The sequence below is a fragment of the Dysgonomonas sp. UBA7710 genome (assembly GCF_002482385.1).
GTDB lineage: Bacteria > Bacteroidota > Bacteroidia > Bacteroidales > Dysgonomonadaceae > Dysgonomonas.
Map to the genome: position 1 here is coordinate 347999 of NZ_DLFW01000002.1, position 17515 is coordinate 365513.

The 17515-nt window shown below is 41.5% G+C and carries 9 protein-coding genes and 1 pseudogene; 2 read left to right on the forward strand and 8 right to left on the reverse strand.

Going from position 1 to position 17515, the window contains the following annotated elements; genetic code table 11:
• Positions 1–51: 51 nt before the first annotated feature.
• From nuoD to B3317_RS01855, 4 genes are all read right to left on the reverse strand, one after another.
• Positions 52–1287, reverse strand: coding sequence for an NADH dehydrogenase (quinone) subunit D (nuoD, locus tag B3317_RS01840; RefSeq protein ID WP_291108000.1), 1236 nt, complete (start codon positions 1285–1287; stop codon positions 52–54).
• 14 nt (positions 1288–1301) lie between these two features.
• Positions 1302–1835, reverse strand: a complete 534-nt coding sequence (locus tag B3317_RS01845; RefSeq protein WP_291108004.1) for an NADH-quinone oxidoreductase subunit C — start codon at positions 1833–1835, stop codon at positions 1302–1304.
• A gap of 9 nt (positions 1836–1844) precedes the next feature.
• Entirely contained in the window at positions 1845–2396 is a 552-nt protein-coding gene (locus B3317_RS01850; protein ID WP_006798582.1) for an NADH-quinone oxidoreductase subunit B, read from the reverse strand.
• A 106-nt stretch (positions 2397–2502) separates the two neighbouring features.
• Entirely contained in the window at positions 2503–2871 is a 369-nt protein-coding gene (locus B3317_RS01855; RefSeq protein WP_291108009.1) for an NADH-quinone oxidoreductase subunit A, read from the reverse strand.
• A 602-nt stretch (positions 2872–3473) separates the two neighbouring features.
• Between B3317_RS01855 and B3317_RS01860 the strand changes: the two genes are divergently transcribed.
• Both B3317_RS01860 and B3317_RS01865 read left to right on the forward strand, forming a co-directional pair.
• A complete protein-coding gene (locus B3317_RS01860) occupies positions 3474–6677 on the forward strand; it encodes a SusC/RagA family TonB-linked outer membrane protein (protein ID WP_291108012.1) in 3204 nt (1067 codons plus the stop codon).
• 11 nt (positions 6678–6688) lie between these two features.
• Positions 6689–8293 carry a SusD/RagB family nutrient-binding outer membrane lipoprotein gene (locus tag B3317_RS01865; protein WP_291108015.1) on the forward strand — a complete coding sequence of 535 codons (1605 nt, stop codon included), beginning with the start codon at positions 6689–6691 and terminating at the stop codon, positions 8291–8293.
• A 98-nt stretch (positions 8294–8391) separates the two neighbouring features.
• On the opposite strand, the gene B3317_RS01870 is transcribed toward B3317_RS01865, so the two are convergent.
• From B3317_RS01870 to B3317_RS01885, 4 genes and pseudogenes are all read right to left on the reverse strand, one after another.
• Positions 8392–10434 (reverse strand): copper-translocating P-type ATPase, encoded by a 2043-nt coding sequence (locus tag B3317_RS01870; protein WP_291108018.1) that lies wholly within the window; start codon positions 10432–10434, stop codon positions 8392–8394.
• A gap of 119 nt (positions 10435–10553) precedes the next feature.
• Positions 10554–12836, reverse strand: a pseudogene (locus B3317_RS01875) (DUF5703 domain-containing protein).
• 39 nt (positions 12837–12875) lie between these two features.
• On the reverse strand, positions 12876–14306 hold the full coding sequence (locus B3317_RS01880) for a sialate O-acetylesterase (protein WP_291108021.1): 1431 nt from the start codon (positions 14304–14306) through the stop codon (positions 12876–12878).
• Positions 14307–14794: 488 nt separating this feature from the next.
• Positions 14795–17476 (reverse strand): glycoside hydrolase family 78 protein, encoded by a 2682-nt coding sequence (locus B3317_RS01885; RefSeq protein WP_291108023.1) that lies wholly within the window; start codon positions 17474–17476, stop codon positions 14795–14797.
• Positions 17477–17515: the final 39 nt, after the last annotated feature.

Here is a 17515-nt window from a genome sequence, read left to right on the forward strand (position 1 = left end):
ATTATTATATTCAATTGGCACATTGGTACATTCTCATATTGGCATATTAGATTATGCATCTAATTCTCCGGCAATAACATTTATACTAGAAAGGGTTGCAACAGCATCCGAAAATAGTCCGCCTTTTATCATTTCAGGAAATGCCTGATAATAAATAAAGCATGGCCTGCGGAAATGAACCCTATATGGTACACGTGAACCGTCTGTGACTATGTACACTCCCAATTCGCCGTTTGCTCCTTCTACCGAGTGGTACACTTCGGTAACCGGAACAGGCACTTCGCCCATTACGATTTTAAAGTGCTGTATCAGTGCTTCCATTTCGGTATATACTTCTTCTTTCGGCGGAAGATAATAATCCGGTACATCGGCATGATATAGGCCTTCAGGCATATTGTCACGAGCCTGACGGATTATTTTCAGACTTTCTTTTATTTCAGCAGCGCGTACACACCAACGGTCGTAAGTGTCTCCCGACTCACCGACAGGAACTGTGAAATCGAAATCTTCGTATGAACTGTAAGGTTTTGCCACCCGTACATCATAGTCGATGCCGGTAGCACGGAGATTAGGACCAGTGAAGCCGTAATTCATTGCTTTTTCGGCCGAAATTGAACCTACCCCCACGATACGATCCATAAATATGCGATTGCGAACGAAAAGCGCTTCCAGTTGCCCCCATGCCTTAGGGAAGCCTTCAAGGAATTCATCCAGTTTGCGCCATGCCGCCTCACTCCAGTCACGCTCAAAACCTCCGATACGCCCCATATTAGTGGTTAGGCGGGCTCCACAGATTTCTTCGTAGATTTCATATGCGAGTTCGCGGTATTTCATTACATACAGGAAAGGAGTATATGCACCCAGATCGACACCTAATATAGAATTACATATAAGATGGTCTGTAATACGCGCCAGTTCCATAACTATGACACGCATATATTGCGCACGCTTGGGTACTTCCACTCCCAACGCTTTTTCTACTGTCATCCACCATGCCATGTTATTAATGGGAGCGGAACAATAATTGAGCCGGTCGGTAAGTGTTGTGATCTGATAGAACGTCCTGCGTTCCGCAATCTTTTCAAAGGCACGATGAATGTATCCGATGGTAGTATCTGCATCCAGAATGCGTTCGCCATCCATCAGCAGTATATTCTGGAATACACCATGGGTAGACGGGTGAGTAGGGCCGAAGTTTAATATATTCAACTCTCTTCCGTCATCGAACTTTTGTTCTCTTACTATTTTCGCAAAGCGATGTTCGGGATTTATTAGTTGGTCTGACATTTCCTTACTTTGCTTTATTTATTAGGTTCATAGTTGTTCGGTGTTCTACCGAAGAAACGGTCGTCTTTATCTGTACGGCCCGAATCTTCCAGAGGGAACTCTTTGCGCATAGGAAAGGAAACCATACCTTCGTCGTTCAGTATCCGTTTCAGGTTTGGATGTCCTTTGAATATGATGCCGTAAAAATCGTATGTTTCACGTTCCATCCAGTTGGCGGCAGCGAAAATTTCTACCATCGTATCCACTTCCGGTTTGTCTCCGTTCAGGTATGTCTTTATTCTTACCCTTACATTGTCTATCCAGTTGTGAAGCAGGTAAACTACTGCAAACCGGGAATCTTTATCATTGTCGGGATAATGTATACCGCATAGGTCAGTCATGAAATTAAAGCGAAGCGTTTTGTCTTCTTTCATAAAACGGATTACGTCCTTAATAACAGCAGGTGTAGCTTCGAATACAAAAATATCGTGCTCCATTCTGAAGTTCAGGACCTCCGATCCGAACTTTTCACTTATCTTACTTTCAATAACTGTAGTTTCAAGTGCCATTATGCCGATTTATTCAAATTTATATGATTCAAGTAATTTATCGTATCTGTCCGAACCCCTGCGATGGATAGATTCATGTTTTACGAGCTCCTGTAACTGCATTACCCCATCCAGTATTTGTTCGGGGCGGGGCGGGCATCCGGGCACGTATACGTCTACCGGGATTACTTTATCTATACCCTGCAGTACCGAGTATGTGTCGAATATACCGCCTGAGGATGCACAAGCGCCTACGGCGATAACCCATTTGGGCTCGGCCATCTGTTCATATACATGACGGAGGATGGGGGCCATCTTTTTAGATATGGTTCCCATTACTAACAGCATATCAGCCTGACGCGGAGAAAAACTGTTCCGTTCGGCTCCGAACCGGCCCATGTCGTAGGTTGATGCCATTGTTGCCATAAACTCAATACCACAACAAGAAGTAGCAAAAGGCAGAGGCCATAATGAATTGGCTCGTGCCAGGCCTATGACATAATCGAATTTTGTAGCAAAGAATCCATGCCCTGTGTATCCATCAGGAGCTGGTACTACATTTATATTAGAAGACTTGCTCATATTTCTTTTATATTAGAATCTTAAAACCTTATTTATCCCTCTCTCTTGTGATAACAACGATCATGGATAATGGTTCTGGATTATAACTTTATATATCTTCTTTTAGTTATTTTTCCCACTCTAAAGCTTTGCGCTTCACTATATACAGATAACCTACAAGTAGTAATGCAATGAATCCGCCCATTTTCAATAAACCATCCCATCCAATAGCCTTAAAGTTTACAGCCCAAGGGTACATGAACACGATTTCTATATCGAACAGAACAAAGAGTATCGCAACCAGAAAATACTTAATAGGGAAAGGTGAACGTGCATTGCCTATCGGATCGAGGCCGCATTCGAAATTTGCCTGCTTTCGTGCATTTTTACGTTTGGGCCCTAGCATATTCGATGCAAATACTGTAGCAAAGACAAATACGACAGAAAAAGCTATCTGCATCAATATGGGTAAAAAATCGTATAGATTTGAACTCATAATTTTCTTTTTAACATACTTTGTTTTACAGGACACAAATATACTTTTTTTATTTGTCAAAAAAGAATAAAATGACTCATATATTTTATCGATATTGGTAATTAAATGCGCACTGGGACAAAAATATAGCATTTTGTTCAGTGTAGATTGCAAATTGCGTTTAAAGAGTTTTTTTTAGATGTGTTTTATAGATGTTGTTTATGATGTTTGGTTTTTTATAGTTTTGTTTTATGTTTTACTCTTTTTTATGTAATTATTTTCGATGAGTTTTGTTTGTAAGATTGGTTTAGGTGTAGTTCTTATGGATTATGTTTATCTGGGCATAGATGGATTTTATCAAATGTTAATTAAGATTTGGTTGGTGATTTTTCTCTGAGGATATTTTTTGTGAATATGTTTAATAACACATTTTCACAAATTAACTATTTTGTTTACATGCTTTTATTTTTATAAATGTCATATTATTAGACCATTATAGTTTTGAGTGTAATGTTTAAATTTTAAAATATCTAAATTGTTAATTAACACTTTGTATTGTGTTTGTATTATTTTCTCTTATACATTTGCATATAAATGTGCTGAACCCTTAAATAAAAAAAACTATGATGTGTAAAATTAAAAGGAAAAGGATCAATCCTTTTGGGCGTAATGTCCATGCTTTCATTTATCTTCTTACATTTTTCATGATGCTGAGTGGTGCTGTTTACTCACAAACAGGAAGTAAGATTACAGTAAAAGGTGTGGTTACTGATGCTACCGGAGAACCTTTGGCCGGAGCTACAGTATCGGAAAAAGGTACTACAAACGGAACAATGACGGGCGTTGATGGAGATTTTACTCTGTCTGTTGCTCCTAATGGAACATTAACTGTGACCTATGTGGGATTTCACTCAAAAGAAGTGGAGGTTGGCGGACAAACAACGATCAAAATCTCACTTGTCGAAGACTCAAAGGTACTTGATGAAGTAGTCGTTACAGCCTTGGGTATTAAACGTGACCGGAAATCTTTGGGGTATGCTTTGTCTGAAGTAAAAGGTGATCAATTGACAGAGACCAGAGATGCAAATATTGCTAATTCATTGTCGGGAAAAGTAGCTGGATTGCAGGTAAAACAGTCTGGTACAGGTCCTGCGGGTTCCAGTCGTATAGTGCTTCGTGGTAACAACTCAATTGGAGGAAATAATCAGCCATTAGTAGTTGTTGATGGTGTTCCGATTGATAGTTCTACTGGGGGCTCTGACGATTATTGGGGGAATAGAGCTGTTGATAAAGGTTCGGGTATGGCAGACATTTCACCTGACGATATTGAAACAATATCAGTTCTGAAAGGCCCTGCGGCGGCAGCTCTTTACGGATCCCGTGCAGGAAATGGTGTAATCATGATTACGACAAAAACCGGAGCAGGGAAGAAGGGTATTGGAATATCGGTCAATTCAAATTTGACGTTTGACTCTCCTATGGAATTACCTGAATACCAAAATGTCTATGGGCAGGGTTCTGGAAATAAATATGTTGCTAATGCGACTAGTAGCTGGGGAGAAAAGATGACAGGACAAACATTTAAAGATTTTGTAGGACGTGATATAGTATATTCTCCTTACGATAACAATCTCAAGGATTTTATAGAAACGGGTACTACATGGACTAACAGCTTGGAACTGACTAGTAGTTCGGATAAGAATACGATGCGTCTCGGGGTAATGAATATGTCTAACAAAGGTATTGTTCCTAATAGTTCTTTCAATAAGACATCATTTACCCTACGGGCTACATCTAAGCTCACAGACAAACTTTCAATGGATTCCAAGATCACCTATGTAACACAAAAAACTGATAATAGGATCAAATTGGGAGGTGACCCTGATAATGTCTTTAATAATTATTTAATGATGCCGCGCTCCGTACATTTCTCTGATCTTTCATATGGGACTAAGGGATATGTAGGAGAAGGTAAAGTCCTCAATCCGTATGGCTATCCGAAAGGGACAGTGAGTTCCAGTACCAAGACAGATATGACAGGAAAACCGATTTCATGGACGGATCAATACGGAGGATTGATTAGAAATCCGTATTGGGCCGCGTATAATAATACCAATAACGATCGAAAGAACCGTTTCATCGGGTTTGCATCTTTGAAATATGATATTACAGATTGGCTGAATATACAAGGCCGGTATGGAATGGATTTTTCCACAGCTAAATATATCATGAGACATGCTACCTACACTCCTTATTGGGAGTCATCAGGGGATTATATACTTAGTGATGATAATGGTTATGAATCGAATGCTGATTTTTTAATAACTCTCAATAAACAGCTCTCTGACAGACTTGGTTTGGTTGCAACAGCCGGAGGGAATATAATGTATGCCCGGGCGGAAAATATTTGGACACAGGCAAACGGCCTCTATATTGAGAATTTTTTCTCTATTGTAAACGGGTTGAATAAAGATGTTACAGAGTCTCTCTCTCGTAAACAAATTAATTCCCTTTATGCTACTGCATCTTTAGCTTGGGATAATATGTTATATTTAGACCTTACTGCCCGCAACGATTGGTCATCTACCTTAAATCCTGACAACAGGTCTTATTTTTATCCTTCGGTTGGCGGAAGTTGGCTATTTACCGAGACTCTCAAAAAGAGTAATTCTTTACCCGACTTCCTTAATTACGGTAAATTGCGACTATCCTATGCGCAGGTAGGAAATGATGCATCTCCTTATCAGCTTTATGACTATTATACGGTGCGTCTTCCTTTGGAAAATGGCGTGGCGAATCTTAACCCGACCAAGAGTGACACTAAAGCATTATATGATCTGAAGAATGAAACGGTCAACTCTTATGAACTTGGACTGGAATTAAAGGCCTTTCAGAATCGTTTAGGTCTGGATTTCGCATATTATAATAAAGAAGCGAAAAATCAGATTTTGAAAATGAATACTCCATCATCAACCGGATTTTCATATAAGTATGTTAATGCCGGAAATGTCAGAAACAGGGGGATAGAAATATTACTTACCGGCACGCCTGTACAGTCTAAAGACTTGACATGGGATGTCAGCCTGAATTTTTCCAAAAACAGTAATAAAATAGTAGAATTGGCAGAGGGTATTACTCAGCAGGTTTTGAGTGACCCTTCCTATAATGGATTGCTGAAAATAGTGGCTGAAGAAGGTGGTTCTTACGGCGATTTTTATGGCAAAGGCTACATGAGGCATGAAAACGGACAAATATTGATAGGTGCTGACGGCTTACCTATTATTGATAGTGACGAAAAGAAGTTAGGTAATGGAAATCCTAAATGGATGGCAGGGATAACCAATAGTCTGCGATATAGGGACTTTGATTTCTCATTCCAGATAGATATGAGATACGGAGGTAATGTATATATGGGCTCGATAAGATCCGGAGCAGCAGCTGGGACTCTAAAAATGACAGAAGCAGGACGTGAGTCCATGACTGTCCCGGGTGTATTGGCAGATGGTACTCCTAATAATATAACTACAACCGCCGAAAAATATTATGGTGTATTGAGCGGTATAAGCGAAGCATGGATATATGACGCCACAAATGTCAGATTGAGAGAACTAAGCGTTGGCTATAAGCTTCCACGTAAATTATTATCTAAGACCTTTATCCAAAGTGCGAAAATAAGTTTTGTTGGAAGGAACCTTTGGATGATATACAGCAAAACAGATGGCTTTGACCCTGAAGCTGGTTTCTCTACAGGTAATGCTCAAGGTTTTGAGTATGGAGCAATGCCGACTATGCGTAGTTTAGGATTTAATATAAATGTTACATTTTAAAGCCGGAATTCATGAAAACAAAAATAATATTACAATCTTTCATATTAAGCCTGATTTTACTCGGTTCAGGATGTACCACGGGTTTTGATGCCTTGAATGAGAATCCTAATGACCGTACAGACGAGCAATATGACTTTTCGAGAGCGTTGGTAGGAAGCCAGATTAGAAAAGGTGCTACTTACGAAGGCGCAGACGCACACCAACGCGTTAAAGCTTTAGGTATAGATGTCTTTGTCCAGTATGTTGGAGGAAACAGTACCGCCCGTGTTTGGACGCCTAACGATGATTGGCAATCCCTTTATTGGAAAAACCATTTCAACAACCAGCTTGCTGTGCTTAACACAGTAATCAGGGATGCTGACCTTTATGAAGGCAGGGAGAATACAAAGGCTATCGCACGTATATGGAGAGTCTATATTCAGACTATGTTTACTGACTATTTTGGGCCAGCTCCTTTCTCTTTAGATCCTGATGATCCAAATCCGGATTATATGAAACTTGATGAATTATATCCGGTTTTATTCACGGAATTAGATGATGCAGTCAAAGGATTTGATGATTCAAAACCTACTTTGGTTAGGGAAGACCCTGTTTATAAAGGAGATATACTTAAGTGGAAACGCTTTGCCAACACGCTTAGATTGAGGATGGCTATTAAACTGTCTGAAATTGCTCCTGATTTGTGCAAAACACAAGCATTAGCGGCTATTAATGCCGATGGTGGGATAATGCAACAGGGAGACGATGCCAAAATCGGTAGTTCTGCGGGTTGGGGGAATCAATATCCATATTACATGTATCAGGTAGGATGGAGTGATAGGCAAGTGATGATGGTATCGATGGAAAAAACACTGACAAATATAGGAGGAATGGATTATTCCGGTACAGCAACTACAGCTCCGGCCAAAGTAGATCCAAGGGGTAGCCGATATTTTGACCCTAGTCCAACTGATAATTTATGGAAAGGTCTGAAAGCGGGAATCAGGGTTGAGGTAGGAGATATGAGATCAAAAGTTTCAGCGATGAGTGTAACCTATGTAATACCAAACGATACGAAGAAAACCGATATTATGTTATATGTGGAAGCTTGTTTCCTCGCTGCCGAAGCAACAGAACGTTTTTCTGTAAATACTGGGAAAACAGCTCTTGAGTGGTATGAAGCCGGAGTAAGGGAGTCATTTAAAACATGGGGGTTGTCGGACGATAATGCGACTACATATCTGACTTCCGAAAGTAGGAATAGTTGGGGTACTTCGGCTAAATATAACAAATCGCAAGGGGCAGGAGATACGAATCTGGAAAAAATAATTACCCAGAAATATATAGCATTTTATCCGGACTTGTCGTTGCAAATATGGAATGATAAAAGACGATTGAATTTGCCGGCACTGGAAATCCCTGAATTCAGAGATAGTGGTGCGGGGACATATCCGGCAGATGATGATATTCACAATGCTAAAAATTATATCCAAAGGACAGTATATCCTCAAAGCGAAAAACTAATAAACGAGAAAAAATATAATGCAGGTGTAGCACAACTGAGAGACGGAGATAAAACATCTTCTCCACTTTGGTGGGCTTCAAAACAAGCCAACTATTGCACATCTGCAAATTAAGGAAAGTTTTACGCTTTACAACTACGATTTCAGGACCGCTCGAAAGGGCGGTCTTGATTTTTATAGGCATACCGATATTCCAGGGATTCTTTACCTTTTTATATTGGTTTCTTTCTCAATAGGAGGCTATTACCGATAACAGTCACAGAACTTAATGCCATGACTATCCCTGCAAACAGCGGTTCTAACAGAAAACCGTTTACAGGAAATAATATACCTGCCGCAACCGGTATCCCGATGGCATTGAAGATAAAAGCCCAAAACAGATTCTGATGTATCGTTCCTGTTGTTATTTTCGACAGGTTTATGGTCTGTATCAGTTTATTCAGGTCGGATGAAATTACTGTAACCTGCGCCACTTCCATTGCTATGTCGCTACCTTTCCCCATAGCCACACTTACATCAGCCATTGCCAATGCGCCCACATCGTTGATCCCATCTCCGGTCATAGCCACTATTTCGCCTTGTGTCTTCAGTTCTTTTACAAAGGCGGCTTTGCCTGCCGGTAAAGCTCCGGCCATAACATTATCCGTATCTATTCCAACTTTTCCGGCAGTCATATCGGCTGAACGTTTACTGTCTCCCGTGAGCATGTACAATTTTAGCCCTGACGATCTCATTCTGCCAATAGCATTCATTGATGTCTCTTTTACGGCGTCGGTTATAGCGATAATGGCTAATAAAGAACTCTCATTTGCAAACAGGACAATCGTATTTGACCTTTCGGTTTCCCGGTCTATCCATTCTCTTTCTTTATCCGGGATATCAATATTGCATTCTTCCAGAAGTTTGGATGTCCCCACATAATATTTGTGGGTGGAGGTTTGCCCCATGAGTCCGCGTCCCGATAATGAGGATACTTCCATCTCGGGTTTTATTCGCATGTCGTCTCTTATATAGGTTTTTACGGCATTGGCAAGAGGATGTTCCGAATACGATTCGATACCATATAATATACCTTTCAATTCAGGTGTGGCTTCTGTCAGCCATTTCATTTCCGTAACGCGGAATATACCCTCGGTTATGGTTCCTGTTTTGTCCAGAACAATTGCTGTTAATTTCCGGGCGTTTTCGAGCGCTTCATCTCCTTTTATCAGGATGCCGTTGGCCGCGCCGTTATCTATTCCGGCCATGATGGCGGTCGGGGTTGCAAGTCCCAATGCACACGGGCAGGCCATTATCAACACGGCTATCATTGATGAAAGTCCCTGCGTAAAGCCATCTTCGGGAGATAGGAGTAACCATGCTAAAAATGTCATGATCGCGACAATCCCTACGATGGGAATGAATACAGATGAAACTCTGTCCACTGCTTTTATAACCGGTAGGCGGCTACTTTCTCCCTCCTGTACCATTCTTACGATTTGCCCGATCAGGGTATTCCGTCCTACCTTATATGCCTCGAAATAGAAGCTGTTGGCCTCGTTGACCGTGCCGGCGTACACTTTCTTTCCTTCTCCTTTCTCCACGGGCATTGCTTCCCCATTAATCATACTTTCGTTGATAAAAGAACTGCCTTCGATTATTTTTCCGTCTACGGCAATTCTTTCTCCCGGTTTTACAAATATTTTGTCACCTATCCGGATATCTTTTATCGGGGTCTTTACCAGTTGCCCGTCTTTAAATACAGTAGCTGTACTTGGCTGTAATCCGATCAGTTGTTTGATGGCGACAGTAATATTCCTTTTTGCCTTATACTCCAGATACCGTCCCAGCAGGACAAATGCTACGATCACCGCTGAAACTTCAAAATATACATGCGCTTCCTGTCCTTTACCTGCCCAGAAAGAAGGATAAAAAGTATTGAACACACTTACAATATAGGCTGTGCCTGTACTCAGCGCCACCAATGTGTCTACATTAGTCGTGAAGTGCCGGATTTGTATCCACGCTTTAATGAAGAATTGTTTTCCGAAGATGATTATCACAGGTGTAGCCAGCGCCCACATGATATAATCGGCATAATTTATTTTATTGAAGAATATGGCTATAATCAGTAGGGGAACGCAGAACGACATCGCATAGATACAATTCTTTTTCAGTCCCGCCAGATTATGGTTGTATATATCTACGATATCTTCACCGTCTATTATTTTTTCGATGTCGGATGTACTGAGAATATTTTCAGGGGCGCTTGTCATGATTCTTAAGTTTGAGATTCATATAAATCAACATCATAAAGTTAGATAAAGTTTGGAGTATGACCCCTAATCCTGTTACTAATATGAATAACCTGTGTTTTGTAATTGATAATTTGTATCTAATTAAGAAGTGTTATAATGTTTTTCTCTCTATCCCGGGGAAAAACCTGTAACAACTGTATTTTACCCTTCTCTAATTTACATTCTATGGTCGTATTATGTGGAGCATGCAATTTGAAATGAACATCCCATTCTTTAGGCCATGCGGGCAACAGATAGATTTTTTCCCCATCGGTCTGCAAAAGCATTTCCTGCAAAGCGATCATACCCGAGCCGCCCCAGTTATGGTCCGGCGTCCAGTCAAACCCCGGCCCCCAGAAGGCAGGAAAACGGGTTGCGGCACTTTGCAATTTCTTTACCACCAAGTCTTTCGATTCGGCAACCAGACCAAGACGCGCGGCCCATACAGCATCTTGTTTCCAACCTACATGACTTCTGAATTTCCGAACATCAGGGTCATATCTCCATGTATTGCGGGCTATCTCCAGATTCTCTTTGCCCACGCCATATATTCCCCAGGGGAACACAGGATACAATTGAGGAGTCTCCGTATTATTTATCCTCTCCCAAAGCCAGGCAGGGGCAATTGTTTCATGCCCGCCGATATACCGTGTCTTTATTTCAGGTATCCTCGACAGGAAAGTGTTGAAATATTCCCGTTTAATACTATCTGCTCCAAACGATCCGGACTTTAATAAATTCCCGGTGACGACTTTCAACGCAGCAATGGTAGACGACGCATTATAAGCCATCTTGTAAGTTTCGCATGCCGACCCCGGATATAAAACTAGCTTATCCTGTTCATCAAAGACCTTTCGCCCTCTTTGCCGGGCCAGATATTGATAATGCTCATCAAAAAAACGAAGGGTACTTTCGATTAAGGGAAGATATTCTTTGATATTCCCGCCCGTATATTGCTCATGTTCGAGTATCATGTAGCAGAATTCCAAAGCAGTATCCTACTGATACTCAAGCCATGCGTTATACTCCATTCCTTTATCATAACCGTCAGGGCGTTTCCATCCGTACTCACTCGGATTTGGCAAGCCGAAGTTTTCTATCTGTTCGGTGAAGCAGGCTCCTTCATGCCCCCAATAGACCTTACTCCTCAATTCGGCGGCAGGCAATATCCGGTTGTAGAAGTCAAACTGGGATTTCATCATATCAAAATCACCGCTCCTGAGCATCGGGAAATATACCAGACGCTGATTCTGCGCGGTATGCGTTCCTCCGCCCCATTTCCTGAAATCGGGAGTGAAACGATAAAGGGTGTCTGTATATTGCGGGTCGTATGTAAACAATCCGCCGTTAAATTTTGTGGGATAATCTCCGTATGCATTGCATCCCAGCATGTAACGGAACAGCTGATAATTCCGGGCAACCTCTTTCGCCTTACTGTCATTATCCGAAGTGATATGAATAAAACTGCGGTTCCAAAAATCAGTCCACCATTGTTTATTCTCTTTCAGGTCCGAAACGACAGGTTTCTCCAATCCGGCTTTCCACACCGTAATATCCGGTGTTTGGGCTGTATGGAGTTTTATCCTGATATTGCTATTCTTCAGGGGTTTTTCACTTTCCAGTTTCCATGCCCGGAAATCGGTATTTGCATAAACACCTTCCGATATATCAGATGCTTTAAAACCCTTCGCTTCCATATATCCCCCAAACACAAGGTTATGAAGCGGATTATTTATCAGGGACTTTACCTCATCTAATCCCTGCTGTGCTACGGTGACGTCGAATACGGTTTCCCCCTGATTCTGATGGTAAAATAAAACCTTATTCCCTTCGAACCTGACTTTATCCTTTTTCGTTACCGGATCTTTCGGCGCAGCCCATTTATATGAATTCTGATTGCTTTCGTTTTTCCGTAACCATCTGTCCTGATAACGCCAGTTTTCATAGAAGGCTTCGATTTTCATCCCCTGATTATTTGAGATATCGACATTTATAACCGGATTGAACACATCTACCCAGATATGAACTTTAGACGTAATATTTCCGTCACGGCCTTTTATATATACACATCCTTCTTCCGGATTCAGTTCCTGACTGAACTCGTTCCCAAATGGATTGGGTGTCAGTTTCAGGCGAACGCGCCCGAGTTTAAGCAGCGTATTATTTTCATCGAATGTTCCGCTACGCGATATGTAAAACAGTATGTCTCCATTTTCTACCCAGACATTCAGCCCGATATCGCCGCCGCCACAGGGCATGCTCCCGGCAGAATTTTCACTCTGCGTATTCCATTTTACACTGTAACCGGAAATTGTCTGTGCCGATGCAGTACAGACCGAAAATAAGACCGAAAGTAGTAATATAAAAAAGCGGATGCACATAGCTTACTTCTTTTGAAAATCGGCGGAGCCAAATATAAATTATATGATATCGTCCCAGTTATCTGTCCTGAATGAAGACAAAGGCAATCCTTCGGTACTGAATAAATCTCCCACAACAAAATCCTTAAAGCCATAACGCACAGCGACCGGTTTGCCAACCTTATCGGATGAAACTTCTATCCTGCTGCGTTTGATTTCCGCCTTTGCCGGATAAAACACCCGGTCTTCGCCTGCTATCTCAAAGTTTTTCAGTTCTTTTCCGTAGGCAGTAAGCCACATAGGAGCATTGTCGAACGACAAAACAGCCTTACCGCCTTCTATTGCCATCTCTTTAAATGTCGGGCTTTCATAAGCAAAACCCGACATACCATAAGTCTTAGCCAGGGCCATCATTGCCAGACGTTCCCCTCCGACCTCTTTATTACGGGGATGAATACAGTTTTCTTCACCTATATCCATCAGAACTACCATGCCCGAATTGGGTATTACCTGAGCCGATTTATATTGTGCTTCACGTAAAAAGGCCGCGTTAAAATCCCCGTGCTTTTCGGGAGGATTATTGTATGGTGCTATCTGACAATAATAGAACGGGAATTCTCCTTGTCCCCATATTTTCCGCGTTTCCTTTATGAAGGTTTGGAAAAGGCGGGGATATTGCGATGCCCGGTCATAATTGGACTCTCCCTGATACATTATTGCTCCATTGATAGTATAGCCTTTTACCGGATGTATCATGCCATTGTATAAAGTGGTGGGAGTCCGGTTTTTCTCTTTTATATCATCCATACTATCCGGTAGCTTCACTTCTTTAAACTCACGGCTGAGAATATCACGGCTCATCCAGCTTTCGATCCACGAACCTCCCCATGAAGAAAGGATAAGCCCGACCGGGACATCCAGCGTTTCGTTTAACAGGCGCCCGAAGTAATAACCTGTCGCGCTGAACTCCTTTACTGTTTCGGGGGTAGCTTCCTGCCATTCTCCGATAAAATTATCCTGTGGTTCCAGTTCGGATGTACGTTTAACTGTAATAATACGGATATTTTTATTCTTCGATTTGAAAATAGCTTTATTCCCTCCCTCTACCGGTTGATTTTTAAAGCCTTTCATCGGCATTTCCATGTTAGACTGGCCTAAGCATAGCCATACCTCGCCAATTAATATATTCTCAAGCGTAACTCTATCTTTTCCATCCGAAACAGTAATCGTATATACATCATTACTTGCTGCCGGAGTAGGTATCTGCAAAGTCCATTTACCCGAATCGTCAGTCTTAGCCGAATATTTCCGGTCAGCCCATGACGGATCTACTTCTACCGGTTTCCCTTTCTCTGACCAACCCCACATATTAATATTCGTATTTTGTTGTAATAACATATTATTGCCAAAGATGGATGGTAGTTTCAACTGTGCCTGAACTGATATGCTTAATATCAGCATCAGGGATAATAGTAGAGCGGGTTTTTTCATATTTTTATTTTTATCAGCTTTTTAGTTTATAAGTATATTTACATTAATTAACTATATATAGTTAAAAGGTAACAGAAGTAACAGTTTTTACAGTGAACAGTTAGCAGTCATCAGTTAACAACTTGTATCTTGTTTACTCATCTACTCGTATCTCTTATAGCTATCAACTTATTACTTGTTAAAAGGTAACAAAGGTAACACTATTTGCAGTCAACAGTCATCAGTTATCAATCAACAACAGGTAAGATGTGAAACCTTTGCGCCTTAGCGTCTTTGCGTGAAACAAAACAGGGCGCTAGCCAACCCGTAACTCGTAACTGTTAAAAAAATACAAAAGTTACGCTTTTTCCACTATTTTTTATCTGTTACTTTTTTCCTCTCTGTAAGTCCCCCTTGGGGGATTGAGGGGGCTAATTATTCTTCAAAGAACTATCAGCTAATAGCTAACGGCTATCGGCTAATAATATAGATAAAGTTTCCAATTTAACTTATATGCTACATTCAAATTTATATTCACCCGAACCTGCCGATTGTATCTTCCCGTCAGGTAAAACTATGGTGGCCCTGATATTTACAGGGACAAGTACAGTCAGGTAAAACTTGCCGTCCTTCCGTTCCCATTCTACTTTAATATCGCCATAAAGGGTTTTATGCCCTGCTTTTACCCATGTCAGATCGCCGACAGGCTGAGGTTGTACGGTAAATTCCTGAAAGCCCGGAGTCGCCGGCTCTATCCCTGCCAGACTGCGGAAAAACCATTCATCTATCTGTCCCATCATAAAATGGTTCCATGACGCGCCTTTGCGCGGGTCCCATTGTTCGGTCAGCGTGGTCACTCCGTATTTTATCTGGAAGCCATATCCGGGAGCATCATAATGGTTGTTCATAAGGTACATCAGCTCATTTTCTCCGTTAAGGGCCAAGGCCTGAAACAAATAACGGTTGCCTACATCGCCGGTTGTCAGGCGGTTTCCTCTTTGAGCAATATCTTTTTTCAGGTTGTTCATTACAGCCTGCTTATTTGCCGGCTCTACCAGATCCATAAATATGGCTACGGCATTACAAAACTGGCTGCCCGAACCATATTGTTTAGTATCCTTGTTGAAGAACTTGTTATTGAAAGCATTCCTTATCTCACTTGCCAGAGAACCGTATTTCTTTTCATCAGAACTGTTTCCTGTTAGCTTCGCAATTTCTGTAAACAAATGAGTCACATAGAAATAATGCGCTGTCGCGGAAACCTCTACAGGGCTGTTTTTAGAGAATCCGGCGCGGTGCTCGCCATAATCGTACCAGTCGCCCAGTCCGTGGGAAACAATATGGTTTGCCGACATGGACGTCAGATAATCTACATAACGTTTCATCACATTATAATACTTGCTAAGTATGCTTATGTCCCCGTAAAATTGATAATACATCCATGGCATAATAACCGAAGCGCCTCCCCATTCCGGAGAATCGCGGAATACTTCCAGGCCGTCGCCGAATACTACATATTCGGGTACAATATTCGGTATCAGTCCGTTCGATTGCTGCCCGTCTTCCATATCCTGCATCACCTTGTTGAACATTTGGGTGAGGTTCCAGTTATAGAGCAGTCCGGGGCCATTTAAATGGGTTTCTTCCAGCCAGCCTAATTTTTCGCGATGGGGACAATCCGTGAATACAGCCTGCATATTACTCTTTACCGCGTTTTTTATCAGAACATGCGCCTTGTTGAATATCTCATTCGATGATTGAAAATAGCCGTTTTCTTCGACGGAATTGTAAATAAAGTGGGACTTTATGTCGGTGACAGTCGGTTTATCGTCACTGTAAGACAATATATTTGCCCCGTCTACCTGTATATATTGATATCCATAGTAGGAGAACTCAGGATGCCAGTTCTCTTCACCATCTCCTTTCAGCGTGTAGTAATAGGTATGGGGACCGCCCGATTGCTTTTGGGAAACAAGGCCTGTTTCTTCATTCAGTAGTTCGCCGACCGTTAATTTTACCGTTTGTCCGGCCTTTCCTTTAACTTTGATGGACGGATAACCCGAAAGATTTTGCCCCATATCCAGTACATAGCTTGAATCTATTCTGGTCATTTTTACCGCGCTATATTCTTTCATCCTGCGGACATTAGTGACTTGTTGCGCTCTTAATGTGCCTTTAGGAGCTTCCTGTAAAACCACCGGTTTCCATGTCCTGTCATCGAATCCCTTTTTGTTCCACCCTTTTTGTTCCAGTCGGGCATCATAGTCCTCGCCGCCATATATATCGTTGAAAGTGATGGGGCTTAACGAATATTTCCATGTTTCGTCAGATAAAATTATATCTTCCGAGCCGTCACTGTAATATACATGCATTTTTAGGAACAGGGTAGGAGGGCCGAACGATATCCACAATTTACGGTAGCGGTTGCCTACCGCATTATAAAAGCCATTACCTAGTGTGATGCCGATAGCATTTTCACCGGAAAGCAAAAGAGAATCTACCTGATAGGTATTATAATAAACCGTTCTGTCATAATCGCTCCATACAGGGGTGAATATATCTTTGCTCACACGTTTACCATTCAGATAAAGATTGTAATGTCCAAGCCCTGATACATGAACGATGGCTCTTTCTACTTTTTTATATGAATTGAAAGTCTTCCGCAGATTGATACTTCGTAAAGCCAACGTATCTATCTTGTCATACATCTCTTTATATTCAGGTTTTTTGAAAGAAGGCCCGTGAAGGTCGCGGCGACCGATCGGTAAGTTTGCTTTGGCCCGGCTGATAGCGCCTATCCATTGTATTTCAGATGAGGAGAATGCAGGGGCTGTTTCGAAAAATGAAGATTTACTTTCAGTCATCTTCCCGTTCTTATCCCACACTTTCACATTCCATATATAACGGGTATCGCTTTCCGGTTTTTTGCCTTTATATGGAACCAGTTGGCTCTGGTTCGATTTCACCTTTCCCGAGTCCCATACTTTATTACTGCCGTTCATCACTGTAATTTGATATGCAGTCTGGCAGTCACCCTTTTCGCCGGAAGTCAGCAGCCACCCGAACCGCGGACTATCGGTATCTATAGCCAAAGGCGCCTGCTGCATCTCTACGGTGAGGTTTGAAATGCCGATTGAAAAAATATTTAAACAAATGAGTAAGGCTACTATGTTTACAGTCAGTCTTTTCATATATATGATATTTCAAGATTTCAAGATTTCAGGTCTCAA

What these genes read in the sequence shown, in the direction of transcription:
- nuoD (WP_291108000.1), bottom strand. Translation starts at nt 1,287, where the DNA reads ATGTCAGACCAACTAATAAATCCCGAACATCGCTTTGCGAAAATAGTA.
- B3317_RS01845 (WP_291108004.1), bottom strand. Translation starts at nt 1,835, where the DNA reads ATGGCACTTGAAACTACAGTTATTGAAAGTAAGATAAGTGAAAAGTTC.
- B3317_RS01850 (WP_006798582.1), bottom strand. Translation starts at nt 2,396, where the DNA reads ATGAGCAAGTCTTCTAATATAAATGTAGTACCAGCTCCTGATGGATAC.
- B3317_RS01855 (WP_291108009.1), bottom strand. Translation starts at nt 2,871, where the DNA reads ATGAGTTCAAATCTATACGATTTTTTACCCATATTGATGCAGATAGCT.
- B3317_RS01860 (WP_291108012.1), top strand. Translation starts at nt 3,474, where the DNA reads ATGATGTGTAAAATTAAAAGGAAAAGGATCAATCCTTTTGGGCGTAAT.
- B3317_RS01865 (WP_291108015.1), top strand. Translation starts at nt 6,689, where the DNA reads ATGAAAACAAAAATAATATTACAATCTTTCATATTAAGCCTGATTTTA.
- B3317_RS01870 (WP_291108018.1), bottom strand. Translation starts at nt 10,434, where the DNA reads ATGACAAGCGCCCCTGAAAATATTCTCAGTACATCCGACATCGAAAAA.
- B3317_RS01880 (WP_291108021.1), bottom strand. Translation starts at nt 14,306, where the DNA reads ATGAAAAAACCCGCTCTACTATTATCCCTGATGCTGATATTAAGCATA.
- B3317_RS01885 (WP_291108023.1), bottom strand. Translation starts at nt 17,476, where the DNA reads ATGAAAAGACTGACTGTAAACATAGTAGCCTTACTCATTTGTTTAAAT.